Origin of the sequence: Sinorhizobium fredii, assembly GCF_002944405.1 — a bacterium.
Classification (GTDB): Bacteria; Pseudomonadota; Alphaproteobacteria; order Rhizobiales; family Rhizobiaceae; genus Sinorhizobium; species Sinorhizobium fredii_C.
Window position 1 is genome coordinate 1,971,173 of the sequence record NZ_CP024307.1, and the last position, 13,686, is coordinate 1,984,858.

The 13,686-nt window shown below is 60.8% G+C and carries 10 protein-coding genes; 1 reads left to right on the forward strand and 9 read right to left on the reverse strand.

The genetic code is table 11. The features are described 5' to 3' along the window. Window positions 1-9: 9 nt before the first annotated feature. From NXT3_RS09820 to uvrA, 8 genes are all read right to left on the reverse strand, one after another. Window positions 10-987: a toll/interleukin-1 receptor domain-containing protein gene (locus tag NXT3_RS09820; RefSeq protein ID WP_104839260.1), complete on the reverse strand. Its 978-nt coding sequence runs from the start codon at window positions 985-987 to the stop codon at window positions 10-12. A 70-nt stretch (window positions 988-1,057) separates the two neighbouring features. Then, window positions 1,058-1,717: a hypothetical protein gene (locus NXT3_RS09825; protein WP_104839261.1), complete on the reverse strand. Its 660-nt coding sequence runs from the start codon at window positions 1,715-1,717 to the stop codon at window positions 1,058-1,060. A 110-nt stretch (window positions 1,718-1,827) separates the two neighbouring features. Next, window positions 1,828-2,400 (reverse strand): ImmA/IrrE family metallo-endopeptidase, encoded by a 573-nt coding sequence (locus NXT3_RS09830; RefSeq protein ID WP_104839262.1) that lies wholly within the window; start codon window positions 2,398-2,400, stop codon window positions 1,828-1,830. Further along, entirely contained in the window at window positions 2,367-2,729 is a 363-nt protein-coding gene (locus NXT3_RS09835) for a helix-turn-helix domain-containing protein (protein ID WP_104839263.1), read from the reverse strand. The genes NXT3_RS09830 and NXT3_RS09835 overlap by 34 nt, the downstream gene beginning before the upstream one ends. Window positions 2,730-2,793: 64 nt before the next feature. Then, entirely contained in the window at window positions 2,794-2,952 is a 159-nt protein-coding gene (locus NXT3_RS31625) for a hypothetical protein (protein ID WP_158665336.1), read from the reverse strand. A 646-nt stretch (window positions 2,953-3,598) separates the two neighbouring features. Continuing rightward, window positions 3,599-7,390, reverse strand: coding sequence for a vitamin B12-dependent ribonucleotide reductase (locus NXT3_RS09840; protein WP_104839264.1), 3,792 nt, complete (start codon window positions 7,388-7,390; stop codon window positions 3,599-3,601). A 693-nt stretch (window positions 7,391-8,083) separates the two neighbouring features. After that, window positions 8,084-8,887 (reverse strand): DUF72 domain-containing protein, encoded by an 804-nt coding sequence (locus NXT3_RS09845; RefSeq protein ID WP_104839975.1) that lies wholly within the window; start codon window positions 8,885-8,887, stop codon window positions 8,084-8,086. Window positions 8,888-9,024: 137 nt separating this feature from the next. After that, a complete protein-coding gene (uvrA, locus tag NXT3_RS09850) occupies window positions 9,025-11,946 on the reverse strand; it encodes an excinuclease ABC subunit UvrA (RefSeq protein ID WP_104839976.1) in 2,922 nt (973 codons plus the stop codon). A gap of 283 nt (window positions 11,947-12,229) precedes the next feature. On the opposite strand from uvrA, the gene NXT3_RS09855 reads away from it, so the two are divergent. Beyond that, window positions 12,230-12,751, forward strand: coding sequence for a single-stranded DNA-binding protein (locus NXT3_RS09855; RefSeq protein ID WP_104839265.1), 522 nt, complete (start codon window positions 12,230-12,232; stop codon window positions 12,749-12,751). A 162-nt stretch (window positions 12,752-12,913) separates the two neighbouring features. Here NXT3_RS09855 and NXT3_RS09860 read toward each other — a convergent pair whose 3' ends face one another. Beyond that, the gene (locus tag NXT3_RS09860) at window positions 12,914-13,561 is read right to left on the reverse strand and encodes a MarC family protein (RefSeq protein WP_104839266.1); all 648 of its coding nucleotides are present in this window, start codon (window positions 13,559-13,561) and stop codon (window positions 12,914-12,916) included. Window positions 13,562-13,686: the final 125 nt, after the last annotated feature.

Here is a 13,686-nt window from a genome sequence, read left to right on the forward strand (position 1 = left end):
TCATTTCTCCTATCGCTGCCGTTGTAGAGGCTCCATGAAGATCGACCAGAGCAGCTCTGCGCCGCCTTCAGATGAAAGGTTTGTATCGGACGTGCCTCCGAACCTCATTCCGGAACTCTTTAGGAAGAGGGATTGGTCGTCGTTCTGGACCCTGAGCATCTCGTTGAACGAATTGCTCGCAGACGTTTCGCCATCGGAGTAGGCGATGCCGTCGACGAAGCCGCGACCACCGCCCACGAACACGGTACATCGGCTCAGGGCCTTTCCATTCCGATAGGCCGACGCGGTGAACCGATCGCCGTCGATACGACGAAAGTCACTTTCGACGCCGGCGTTGCGCGATTGAAGCTCCTTCAAGGAATTTTCGAAGTACTTTGCCAAGAACTCGAAGCTTTCCCGTTTGTATCGATCACGGTCGCGGTCGGTGAAGGTCTTCGTCATTCGCAGGTTGCTGGAGCGCGGAGCTTCGGAGAGAAGTTGCTCGACTGCAGAAGTCTTGAAAGCGCGATCAGCCGACGTTGCCGAGGGAGCAGCTCCGGCACTGCGCTTGCCGACACGTTCCACCGCCGCTCGAACTGCTTTCGCAACCTCCAGGAAAGCCTGGTCCCGATCCGTAGCCTGCGTGATCGGACGTCCGTCTGGAGGGCTGGCGTTCAGCTTTCCGAACGGCGCGCCGTGCCAGTCGCAGGCCCGAAGTATCACGGGAATGACGACCGCGCTGCCTGCCTCGTGACGCTCCATCGCCACTGTCATCTCCCGATCATAGCAGTAGTCGGAGTTGATGAAATCGGGACTTACAAGGAGGAGGATGATGTCGGCCGTCGTCAAGTTCCTGCTGATGGCGGAGTCGATCTCCTCGCCAGCGCCGATCCGTCGATCATGCCAAGTCTCTACGACGCCCTGGCGTTTCAGGATCGACAACTGCTTCTCAAGTTGATCCCGAAGTGCTTCGTCGACATGGGAATATGAGAAGAAGACACTTGCCATTCATTACTCCAGAGGTTGTTTCATACTTGAAGAGCGACACCACCCTGGCCGGGTGATGCCGCCGTCTACGTCACGCCCCAGTGCGGGGTTCGCCCAGTTCTGGCGAAGCGGGAATGCCAAGTTCAGTACGAGCCGCCGTGAATTGCACGTCGAGAAGCTCGAGGAGCCGTTCGCCCAGTGCTCTCGTTTCACGGTCGGCCTCGGACCACCGGTAGAGCATCCGGTCACGGAGCGAGAGCACCGCGAAATCGTCAGGCCGGCTCTCCATAGGATGCCGGGCGGCGACGGAGCTCAATGCCGCCCGCACCAGATGTCCGCTGAGATCATGCTGCGTGTTCCACAGGTGCACTGCCGTCATTCGTCCTCCGATCTCCAAACAGAAGTCCGGGATAAACTCCACCTTGAACAATCCCGCAGGACTCACGAAAGTTACGGGTGGAGACGAAAGCATTGCGCCCGGATGCCCGTCCTTCCACTCGAAGAACTGCTCCAACGCTCGGCGAGCCGAATTCCTTTCTGGCTCACGGGAGATCTGCTGCGTAGAGGTGAGCGCTGCTGCCAGCGACAGCCCTTCAAATGAGACCTGCTGGACACGATAGCGAAAGCTCTTATGGAAGTCATAGCCGCCCGAACTGGGGCGGCACCGCTGCCGAACGATCGTCCGTTGGGGGCGGGGGTTGCTGTTTATAATCTTCAGATAGGCGGAGAAGCCTATTTTCGGAACTGACATGCTAAGACCTTTTCAACAGTCGCGGTCGGTCATCAAAGATGTTGGCAACCGCAGGATTGGATTGCACGGCAGATGAGATCTCGCAGCCCGCTTTTGCGGTGGGCAGTCCCTCACGTTGTTCTGATCGCGTACACCTCCGGCCACTTCGACATCGTGATGTTGCCCAGACAGACTCTCAGCGGAGTGCCTGTCAGCATCGCCAGCTTATGCGGCTCGTGTCGGTATAGGTAAGAAAGGTGAGGAGGCGCCAGGAAGTGCCGTGCAAACATGTCGGCCTGGTCCTCGATGCTTTCAGTTGCCTTCATGTCACGGATCGGCTGGACGGCGCCGCGCGGATCCTTGTGCATGGAGACGTCCTTCTCCCGGTGCAGGAGGAAATGACCAAGTTCGTGCGCGAGAACGAGCCTCGCTTCGACGTCTCCGTCGCACGCTGCGACGTAGACCGACTGTCGGACCGTAATCCGGCCCTTCAGCGGCTCGGCGAGCGCGTCTTCCTTCATTTCGGTATCGCGAGCAATCACCAGCCGAAAGTCCGGAAACCTCGAGACCAGCTTGAACTCTATGATATCGACGATGTCGACGAGTTCGACATGCTGCATGTCGAACTCGTTCCGGTACTTCAAAGCCTCCTTCATCATCTTCGGAGTGCTCAATCCTCGGGATGTGAAGTAGTCCTTTGCCATGTTTCACGATACCTTTTTAGATCGACGACGGGGGCTGCACGAAGCTGCCCGGCTGTGTCGACGTTTTTCGTCGACTCCTTGTTGCGTTCTTTACGGAGCATCTTCGAGAAAGCATCGATATCGATGCCAAGGAAGTCGCAAAGCGTCTCCCGTTCGATTTCCGTCAGGGGATTGAGCCCAGCTTCCACGTCGCTAAGTGCCGTGATTTCGATCCCGGTCTTCTCGGAAAGTCCATGGAACGTCCATCGGCAAGCCTGGCGTTTGTGCCGGACGAGGTCACCAAAATTGCGCAACGCGGCCTTCAGGCCGACGTCTTCATTGTCGGACATGCGTCACCTCACTATAGGTTTTTGAGCATGCGAAGGAGGCGCCTGCTCGAGGCGCCTCGAACGCTTACTTGCGACGGCTGGGCTCACCCTTGGTGTCGCCATAGCCGGCTTTCGGGATGCGCGCGACGGTCGTCGTGTTGGGACGAGCCTCGGCTTGCTTCACAGTGATGAACTGACCCGAACGAGAGTCGCGTCCAACGTCGAATGTCTTACGTGCACTCATTTTCCGTATTCCTTTCCAGGATCGTGGATAAACAAACGACACCAACTCGACAGAGAGACCCGAATCCTCCTATAGTGCTTTTGCAAAACGCAGGGGATTTCGGTCTCCATGCCATGCGAATGTCGCATTGGATATTCGCAAGATATGCCGCAGCCGGGTGTAGGAGCTCGGTTGCGGTATTGCGGAGATAGGCCTCCGTTTTCTCAGCGAAAAAGCCTCCTTTCTCTCTACTGATTCGCACCCTTGAGGCTACGATATTGAGCCAAAAAAGGGAAGGGGAATCCCTAAAAAACTGTTAAATTTCAGTGCCCTACGATCTTCCATTGATGCGTCGCGGCAATCTAAGTCTGAAAGGGCGAGCAACTTTGTTCACTGCGCCCTCGTATCACGGATCAAGCGGCGGCATGGGTTAATACGCCGCTCGATCAGTACTCGCATCTCAGTTCGAAGCTCCAGCCGCATGCGCGCCTGGAACTGTTTTCGTAAGCCTCGTTCCAAAGGAAGAGATGGTTTCGCTGAGCCGTTACCAGTTGCAGGTGCCGCGAACTTTGTGCGCCTGTGCAATCAGTAGATGCGAATTGTCCCTTTTCCTTTCGTTTTAGACCGGGTTTATGTGCGCGTTACAGGTAGCAGCAACTAACCGCTATTAGCTGCACCCGCTTGTAGCACCGCACGTATCGCACTTCTCGCACGTGCCGTTCCGCACCATCGTGAAGTTCTGGCACTCGGAGCACATGTTGCCGGTGTAGCCCTGCATGATCGAGCGGGCCCGGCGTTCGGCTTCGACCTTCTTGGCTTCCGACTTGGCGGAAGCAGCTTCTGCCGCGGCCTTGTCGGAGAAGAGGGCGGTCACTTCCTGCTCGACTTCTTCGGCGATCTCCTCGGCAAGCTCTGCGGCGCGCTCCTCATAGTCGCGCTTGAAGGCGACGACTTCCGAGGTGGCTGTTGCCGTTGTCGGCTCGAGCTTGCGGACGGCATTGCCGGTGATCGAGGTGACCGTGGCGCCGCCCGAGGCACGGGTCGGGGCGCCGGTCGAGGCACCCCTCGGCTCCGAGCGGTCGCCGGAGCCGCCGACGATCGTCGGCTTGTAGCCGCGGGTCCAGCCGGTCGAGACGAGGTTGGTCTTGCCTTCCTGGATGCCCCGGCCGAGCGCCGTGTTGCTGAAGTCGGAAGTGTCGACGTGCGCCAGGTCGTGGCGGCCGAGATAGGAAACGGCGAGTTCGCGGAACACGTAGTCGAGGATCGACGTGGCGTTCTTGATCGCGTCGTTGCCCTGGACCATGCCGGCCGGCTCGAACTTGGTGAAGGTGAAGGCCTCCACATATTCCTCGAGCGGCACGCCGTATTGCAGGCCGAGCGAGATGGCGATGGCAAAGTTGTTCATCATCGCGCGGAAGGCGGCACCTTCCTTGTGCATGTCGATGAAGATCTCGCCGAGGCGGCCGTCGCCGAACTCGCCGGTGCGCAGATACACCTTGTGGCCGCCGACGATCGCCTTCTGGGTATAGCCCTGGCGGCGGTTCGGCAGTTTTTCGCGGGCGCGGATGACCTTTTCGATGACGCGTTCGACGATCTTTTCCGTCACGGCGACCGCCTGCGCGGCAGCCGGCGCGTGCAGCAGCTCCTCGATCGCTTCCTCGTCTTCCTCGTCTTCGATCAGCGAGGCGTTCAGCGGCTGGGACAGCTTCGAGCCGTCGCGGTAGAGCGCGTTGGCCTTCAGCGCCAGCTTCCAGGAGAGCATATAGGCGTTCTTGCAATCCTCGACGGTCGCCTCGTTCGGCATGTTGATCGTCTTGGAGATCGCACCGGAGATGAAGGGCTGGGCGGCCGCCATCATGCGGATGTGGCTTTCAACCGAAAGATAGCGCTTACCGATTTTGCCGCAGGGGTTGGCGCAATCGAAGACCGGCAGGTGCTCGGCCTTGAGGAAGGGCGCGCCCTCGAGCGTCATCGCGCCGCAGACGTGGATGTTGGCGGATTCGATATCCTTCCTCGAGAAGCCGAGATGCTCGAGGAGATTGAAGTCCATCGAGGCAAGCTGCTCGTCGGTGACCTTCAGCGTGCCCTTGAGGAAATCGGCGCCGAGCGTCCACTGGTTGAAGACGAACTTGATGTCGAAAGCCGACTTCAGCGCCCCATTGACGGCATCGACCTTTTCGTCGGTGAAGCCCTTGGCCTTCAGCGTCGTCGGGTTGATGGCGGGTGCCTGGTTGAGATTGCCGTGGCCAACAGCATAGGCCTCGATCTCGGCGATCTGGCTTTCCGAATAGCCGAGCGTCCTGAGCGCCTCCGGAACGGCACGGTTGATGATCTTGAAATAGCCGCCGCCGGCGAGCTTCTTGAACTTCACCAGCGCGAAATCGGGCTCGATGCCGGTGGTGTCGCAATCCATGACGAGGCCGATCGTGCCGGTCGGCGCGATAACGGTCGCCTGGGCATTGCGGTAGCCATGCTTTTCGCCGAGTTCAACGGCCTTGTCCCAGGCGCTCTTGGCGTGGGCGATCAGCTCCTGATCCGGGCAATCGGTGTGGATGAGTGCGACCGGGTTGACCGACAGGCCTTCATAGCCCGTGGTCTCGCCATGGGCTGCGCGGCGGTGGTTGCGCATGACGCGCAGCATGTTGTCGCGGTTCGGCGCAAAGCCGGGGAAGGGGCCGAGCTTGGCCGAGATTTCCGCTGAGGTCGCATAGGCGACACCAGTCATGATGGCGGTCAGCGCGCCGGCGATGGCGCGGCCTTCGGCCGAATCATAGGGGATGCCGGAGGACATCAGGAGGCCGCCGATATTGGCATAGCCGAGGCCGAGCGTCCGGTACTCATAGGAGAGCTCGGCAATTTCGCGCGACGGGAACTGCGCCATCATCACCGAGACTTCGAGAACGACCGTCCACAGGCGGACGGCATGCTCGTAGTCGGCGATGTTGATCCGCTTGCTGGCGGCATCCTTGAACTGCATCAGGTTGAGCGATGCGAGGTTGCATGCCGTGTCGTCGAGGAACATGTATTCCGAGCACGGGTTGGAGGCGCGGATCGGGCCGGCCGCCGGGCAGGTGTGCCAGTCGTTCATCGTCGTGTTGAAGTGCAGGCCCGGATCGGCCGATGCCCAGGCAGCATAGGAGATCGACTCCCAGAGGTCGCGGGCCTTCAGCGTCTTCATCACCCGGCCGTCCTTGCGGGCTGTCAGCTGCCAATCGTCGTCCGCTTCGACGGCGCGCAGGAAGTCGTCCTTGATCGAAACGGAATTGTTGGAGTTCTGGCCCGAGACCGTCAGATAGGCTTCCGAATCCCAATCGGTGTCATAGGTCTTAAACTGAATGTCCTTGTAGCCCTGGCGCGCGAACTGGATGACGCGCTTGACATAGTTTTCCGGCACCAGCGCCTGCTTGGCGGCGCGGATCTCGCGCTTCAGCGCCGGGTTCTGCTTCGGATCGAAGCAGGCGTCATCGCTGCCGTCGCAATTGACGCAGGCCTTCATGATCGCCTTCAGGTGCTTGGCGACGATCTTGGAGCCGGTGACGAGGGCTGCGACCTTCTGCTCTTCCTTGACCTTCCAGTTGATATATTCCTCGATATCCGGATGGTCGATGTCGACGACCACCATCTTGGCGGCGCGGCGCGTCGTGCCGCCCGACTTGATGGCGCCGGCGGCGCGGTCACCAATCTTCAGGAAGCTCATCAGGCCCGACGACTTGCCACCGCCCGATAGCTTCTCGCCCTCGGCGCGCAGATGCGAGAAGTTGGAGCCGGTGCCCGAGCCGTATTTGAAGAGACGCGCCTCGCGGACCCAGAGGTCCATGATGCCGCCCTCGTTGACGAGGTCGTCGCCGACCGACTGGATGAAGCAGGCATGCGGCTGCGGGTGCTCATAGGCCGACTTCGATTTCGTCAGCTTGCCGGTGAACGGGTCGACATAGAAATGGCCCTGCCCGGGACCATCGATGCCATAGGCCCAGTGCAGGCCGGTATTGAACCATTGCGGCGAATTCGGCGCGACGCGCTGGGTGGCGAGCATATAGGCGAGCTCGTCACGGAAGGCGCTGGCGTCTTCTTCGGTTTCGAAATAGCCGCCCTTCCAGCCCCAATAGGCCCAGGTGCCGGCGAGGCGATCGAAAACCTGCCGGGCATCCGTTTCGGAACCGTATTGCTCGTCCTTCGGCAGCGCCTTCAGCGCCTCGGTGTCGGGAACCGAGCGCCACAGGAAGGAGGGGACGTCGTTCTCCTCGACGCGCTTCAGCTTGGCCGGCACGCCCGCCTTGCGGAAATATTTCTGCGCGAGAATATCGGCGGCCACTTGGGAGAATTGCGCCGGCACGTCGATATCGGCGAGACGGAAGACGATCGAGCCGTCCGGATTCTTGATCTCGCTCGTCGCCTTGCGGAATTCTATCTCGGCATAGGCGGACTGCCCTGCCTTGGTGAAACGACGTTCGATCTTCATTGTCCCGTCCTTTGTTGCCATGCGCCTCGGCGCAATTGTCCGTCCGGCCGCGAGAGGTCCCGCAGCCAGCTTCAGCTTCCGTATCTCTAGAGGAAACCCAAACCCGGGTATCCAGTATCTTGTGGTGAGGCTGGCTGCAAACACTAAATATAGTATTAACAGGTTCTTTACGCCAGACTGAAATTGCTTCGACAGCCCTCAATTCGCGCAAAATTCCACCGCTGCGGCCGCGCGGAACCATCCGCCTCGGCCACATGTCAGAACCGACGATTTGGGGGATGAACCGGCCTCTCAACTTCCCGGTTCGCCGCCGTCTCAACGTACAATCCATTAATCGTGAATCGCCTTTGGGCGTCAAGGGGTGGTTTGTGACGGAATTTTGAGCGCTATATCTTGTGTGGATCGACTGTGGAAAACGGGGACATCAACCAATCCGTTGAAAATCAGGGACTTCGGGTGGCCGGCTTGCAACAGGCGGCAGCCGCGGACGGAAAATCAGAATTTTCACGGGTAAAAAAACAGGTACCCGGCGTTCCGCAGCGCTACTAGCGATTGCGCAGCGTGGCGGAATGTGAAGCGCACGCCTGGTGATTCGGCTCACTACATGGTGTGGCCGCGTATTGGCATCCGAAGTCCGGTACGACCCCTTGAATGCGGCACTGCGGGCGCGACACCGGCACTCTTGCGGGCGCGTCAGTCCACCCGCTTCTGCAGTTCCCGCGCCCCATTTGGCGCATTCACCTTGCCGGAGCTGATGAAGAAGGCAAAGACGTCGCGCGCCGCCTTGTCGGCCTTGCGATCCGGCGCGCTCTTCTCCAGTCCGTCCGGCTCGCCGCCGGCGGCAAAGGTCTTGAGCCTTTCGGCCCAGAGATCGAGACTCGCCGGGGGATAGCAGGTTTTCACGTCGTCGCTGCCTTTCTGCAGCCGCGCGTAGACGAAATCCGCGGTGACGTCCGCGATCATCGGATAGTCCTCGTGTTCGGCGAGAACCGCCGCCGTCTTGTATTTGTGCAGAAGCTCGACGAACTCCGGCACCTGAAAAGTGGGGTGGCGGACTTCCACAACGTGGCGGAGCTTCAGGCCGTCCTGCTTTTCCGGGAGCAGCTTCAGAAAGCCCTCGAAGTCATCCGGATCGAACTTCTTGGTCGGCGCGAACTGCCACAGTATGGGGCCGAGCCGGTCGCCGAGCTCCGTCAAACCCTGCGTCAGGAACCGCTCCATCGATTCGCCGGCCTCCGCCAACACCTTGCGATTCGTCACGAAGCGGCTGGCCTTTAGCGAGAAGATGAAACCGTCCGGAACCTCCGATGCCCATTTGGCGAAGGTCTCCGGCTTCTGCGAGCTGTAATAGGTGCCGTTGACCTCGATTGTCCGCAGCTCCTTGCCGGCGAATTCGAGCTGCCGCTTCTTCGGAAGACCGGCCGGAAAGAAGCTCGTCTCCCAGGGTTCGAAATTCCAGCCACCGATGCCGACGCGGATCTTCCCGGTTTCTGCCATCATCTCCTCCTCGATACCCAGAACACTCGTGCTGCTCATCGCATTCGCCGGTCCGTTCTGGACCGATCATCCGACACATAAGCGCTGGCGGATGCGAAGATCATCCGCCACCCGTTTCTCCGCGCAAGCGTCGTTGATCACTCGGCCGCTACGACCTTCCTCACCGGCCGGCGTTCCAGAAGCTCCTTCAGGAACTGGCCGGTATAGGAGCGTGGTTCCTTCACCACGTCTTCCGGCGTTCCCTTAGCGATGACCTCGCCGCCGCCGTCGCCGCCCTCCGGGCCGAAATCGATCACCCAATCGGCGGTCTTGATGACCTCGAGATTGTGCTCGATCACGACAACCGAATTGCCCTGGTTGACGAGTTCATGCAGAACTTCAAGAAGCTTGGCGACATCATGGAAATGCAAGCCTGTCGTCGGCTCGTCAAGGATGTAGAGCGTGCGCCCGGTCGAGCGCTTCGACAGTTCCTTGGCAAGCTTGACGCGCTGCGCTTCGCCGCCCGACAGCGTGTTCGCCTGCTGGCCGATCTTGATATAGCCGAGCCCTACCTGGTTGAGCGTCACCAGCTTGTCACGCACGGCCGGAACGGCCGCGAAGAATTCGACGCCTTCTTCCACCGTCATGTCGAGCACGTCGGCGATCGACTTGCTCTTGAAATGCACGTCGAGCGTTTCGCGGTTGTAGCGCTTGCCGTGGCAGACGTCGCAGGTGACGTAGACATCCGGCAGGAAGTGCATCTCGATCTTGATGACGCCGTCGCCCTGGCAGGCCTCGCAGCGTCCGCCCTTGACGTTGAAGGAGAAGCGGCCGGGCTGATAGCCGCGCGCCTTTGCCTCCGGCAGGCCGGCGAACCAGTCGCGAATCGGCGTGAAGGCGCCCGTATAGGTCGCCGGGTTCGAGCGCGGTGTCCGGCCGATCGGCGATTGGTCGATGTCGATCACCTTGTCGATATGCTCGAAGCCATCGATCCGGTCGTGATCGGCGGGGTTTTCGCGCGCCCCCATGACCCGGCGGGCGGCCGCCTTGTAGAGCGTCTCGATCAGGAAGGTCGACTTGCCGCCCCCCGAAACGCCGGTGACGGCTGTGAAGACGCCGAGCGGGATCGACGCGGTCACATTCTTCAGATTGTTCGCCCGTGCCCCTACAACCGTGATTTCCCTCTTCTTTTTCGGCTTCCGCCGTTCGCTGGGAACCGCGACGCAGAGTTCGCCGGAGAGATATTTGCCGGTCAGCGACTTCGGGTTGGCCATGATATCGGCGGGCGCACCTTCGGCGACGATCTCGCCGCCGTGAATGCCGGCGGCCGGGCCGATGTCGACCACATGATCCGCCGTCAGGATCGCGTCCTCGTCATGCTCGACGACGATGACCGTGTTGCCGATGTCGCGCAGATGCCGCAGCGTCTCGAGCAGACGGGCATTGTCGCGCTGGTGAAGGCCGATCGACGGCTCGTCGAGCACGTAGAGCACTCCGGTCAGCCCGGAGCCGATCTGTGAGGCCAGCCGAATACGCTGGCTCTCGCCGCCCGAAAGCGTGCCGGAATTGCGCGAGAGACTGAGGTATTCAAGGCCGACATCGTTCAGGAAGCGCAGCCGCTCGCGAATCTCCTTGAGGATGCGCACGGCAATTTCGTTCTGCTTGGTGCTGAGCCGCTCGGGAAGCGTTTCGAACCAGTCGCGGGCAGCGCGGATCGACATCTCGGTGAGTTCGCCGATATGCAGCCTGTCGATCTTGACCGCCAGCGCCTCCGGTTTCAACCGGTAGCCGGCGCAAGCGGGGCAGGGTGCCGCCGACATGAAGCGCTCGATCTCCTCGCGCGCCCAGGCGCTGTCGGTCTCCTTCCAGCGCCGCTCGAGATTGGGCACGATACCTTCGAATGTCTTCGTCGTATTGTAGGAGCGGGCGCCGTCCTGGTAGTGGAAGGTGATCTTCTCGTCCGTGCCGTGCAGGATCGCCCGCTGCGCTTCCTCGGAGAGCTCGCTCCAGCGACTGCCGAGTTTGAAGTCGAAGACCTTGCCGAGCGCCTCGAGCGTCTGGTTGTAATAGGGCGATGTCGATTTCGCCCAGGGCGCGATGGCGCCGTCCCGCAAGGTCCGGTTCGGCTCGGGAACGATCAGCGCCTCGTCGATCTTCTGCTGGCTGCCGAGACCGTCGCAGGTCGTGCAGGCGCCGAACGGATTGTTGAAGGAGAAAAGCCGCGGCTCGATTTCCGGAATGGTGAAGCCGGAGACCGGGCAGGCGAACTTTTCCGAGAACAGCACGCGCTCATGCGTCTCGTTGAGCGACTTGTTGGCAGAACCGCCGGCGGCCGTCTCTTCCGGCGGCAGCGGCCTGTCGGCGAATTCGGCGATCGCCAGCCCGTCTGCGAGCGTCAGGCAGGTTTCGAGGCTGTCGGCCAGTCGGGTGCCGAGGTCGGGACGCACGACGACGCGGTCGACGACGACGTCAATGTCATGCTTGTATTTCTTGTCGAGCGCCGGCACGTCGGCGATCTCGTAGAATTGGCCGTCGACCTTGACGCGCTGAAAGCCCTTCTTCATCAGCTCGGCGAGTTCCCTCTTGTACTCGCCCTTGCGGCCGCGCACGAGCGGGGCAAGGATATAGAGCCGCGTGCCTTCGCCGAATTCCAATACGCGATCGACCATCTGGCTGACCGTCTGGCTCTCGATCGGCAGGCCCGTCGCCGGCGAGTAGGGCACGCCGACGCGTGCGAAGAGCAGGCGCAGATAGTCATAGATCTCGGTGACCGTGCCGACCGTCGAACGCGGATTGCGCGAAGTCGTCTTCTGTTCGATCGAGATTGCCGGCGACAGCCCGTCGATCTGGTCGACATCCGGCTTCTGCATCATCTCCAGGAACTGCCGGGCATAGGCCGACAGGCTCTCGACATAGCGGCGCTGGCCCTCGGCATAAATCGTATCGAAGGCGAGCGAGGATTTTCCGGAGCCCGAAAGGCCGGTCATCACGATCAGCTTGTTGCGCGGCAGGTCAAGGTCGATGCCCTTGAGGTTATGCTCGCGCGCGCCGCGAATGGAGAGGGTCTTGAGTTCGCTCATCGGAAGCCAGTTTTGCATGTCGGTTGAAAGCCTCCTATGTAATGACGACAACGCCCATGTCGAGGCGCAATCGGCAAAGAGGCGGCTCAATTGCGATTCGGTTGACAAGATAATAAGGCAATATTAGAACAAAAAAAGAACAAACATAAGCCGCGGCCTGCCAAATGAGCTGTGGATTGTGTAGGATGCGGGGCGTATCGGCGGCGGCTCACCGCTAAGATGCGCCCTCTTGAGACATTTGAAAGCCGGGCCGGCGGTTCGGTGAAAACACGGGAAAAGCGATATGGCTGGTAGCGTCAACAAGGTGATCTTGATCGGAAATGTCGGGGCCGACCCGGAAATCCGGCGCACGCAGGACGGCCGGCCGATCGCCAATCTCCGGATCGCCACGTCGGAGACCTGGCGCGACCGCAACAGCGGGGAACGGCGCGAAAAGACGGAGTGGCACAATGTGGTCGTCTTCAACGAAGGCCTGTGCAAGGTCGTCGAGCAATATGTGAAGAAGGGCGCCAAGCTCTATATCGAAGGCCAGCTGCAGACCCGCAAATGGCAGGACCAGAACGGCAATGACCGTTACACCACCGAGGTCGTGCTGCAGGGCTTCAACTCGACGCTGACGATGCTCGACGGCCGCGGCGAAGGCGGCGGCGCCAGAAGTGGCGGCAGCGACTACGGCGGCGGCGGCGGCGGTTACGAGGATTACGACCAGCCGCGGCAATCTCCGGGCGGCGGCCGCTCCGGCGGCCAACCAAACCAGGGCGGCGGCAATTTCTCCCGCGATCTCGACGACGACATTCCGTTCTGATCGGTCAGCGTCAATCGCTCGGAACATATTCGGCCCGCCTCTACAGTGCCGCGCGTCTTTTCAGACGCGCAAAGGTCGCTGTAGCACTTTGAATTGCTGCATGTCTTTGTCCTGAAATCGAAGTCGATTTAAGGACACATGCAGTTGCGGGCCGTTGCGTTTTCAGCCGAGGCTCTGAACTGGGATTTGAAAAGCAGAACGCACGCCGTCGACGACGAACTGAACGGCGAGCGCCGCCAGGATCACGCCGAGGAGGCGGGTGAGGATCGCCCGACCGGTAACCCCGAGGAAACGGTCGATCCGGTCGGCGATCACCAGCGCCAGGAAGAGCGATGCCATCGAGGCGGCGATGACGACGAGGAGTTGGACGCGCTCGAGGACCGAGGGAAAGGAACTGCCGAGCAGGATCGTTGCCGAAATCGCCCCCGGCCCGGCGATCAGCGGCAGGGCGAGGGGGAAGACGGCGATATTGTGGATGTGGTCCTTGGTCACCGCCGTTTCTCCGGTCTTTTCCTTTCTCTCCTGGCGTCGTTCGAAGATCATCTCGAAGGAAATCCAGAAGAGCAGCAGGCCGCCCGCGATGCGGAAGGCGCCGATCGAGATGCCGAGCAGGCCGAGAATGCCGTCGCCGAAAAGGGCAAAGGCGGCGAGGATGAAAAAGGCGATCAGCGAGCCGCGGGTCGCGACCTGGAAACGCTCCTGCCGGCTCAGACCGACCGTGAGGCTCAGGAAAATGGGCGCAAGACCCGGCGGGTCGAGTGTTACGAGCAGCGTCGTCAACGCATTGATCAGCAGATCGACATTGAACATCCGTTCCCCCTCCGGATCGCTGTCCGGGTCTTTCTCCGGTAGCGGCGCTGCATTCTTAGGCAACCGATGCGCGCTTGGGAAGGGCCGGCTAGCCAAGCGTTGCGCGATAGCCTAAACCGGCTTCA

Coding starts and splice junctions, on each gene's coding strand:
- NXT3_RS31625 (WP_158665336.1), bottom strand. CDS start 2,952: ATGAGTGCACGTAAGACATTCGACGTTGGACGCGACTCTCGTTCGGGT.
- NXT3_RS09835 (WP_104839263.1), bottom strand. CDS start 2,729: ATGTCCGACAATGAAGACGTCGGCCTGAAGGCCGCGTTGCGCAATTTT.
- NXT3_RS09830 (WP_104839262.1), bottom strand. CDS start 2,400: ATGGCAAAGGACTACTTCACATCCCGAGGATTGAGCACTCCGAAGATG.
- NXT3_RS09860 (WP_104839266.1), bottom strand. CDS start 13,561: ATGTTCAATGTCGATCTGCTGATCAATGCGTTGACGACGCTGCTCGTA.
- NXT3_RS09820 (WP_104839260.1), bottom strand. CDS start 987: ATGGCAAGTGTCTTCTTCTCATATTCCCATGTCGACGAAGCACTTCGG.
- NXT3_RS09825 (WP_104839261.1), bottom strand. CDS start 1,717: ATGTCAGTTCCGAAAATAGGCTTCTCCGCCTATCTGAAGATTATAAAC.
- NXT3_RS09855 (WP_104839265.1), top strand. CDS start 12,230: ATGGCTGGTAGCGTCAACAAGGTGATCTTGATCGGAAATGTCGGGGCC.
- NXT3_RS09845 (WP_104839975.1), bottom strand. CDS start 8,887: ATGGCAGAAACCGGGAAGATCCGCGTCGGCATCGGTGGCTGGAATTTC.
- NXT3_RS09840 (WP_104839264.1), bottom strand. CDS start 7,390: ATGAAGATCGAACGTCGTTTCACCAAGGCAGGGCAGTCCGCCTATGCC.
- uvrA (WP_104839976.1), bottom strand. CDS start 11,946: ATGAGCGAACTCAAGACCCTCTCCATTCGCGGCGCGCGCGAGCATAAC.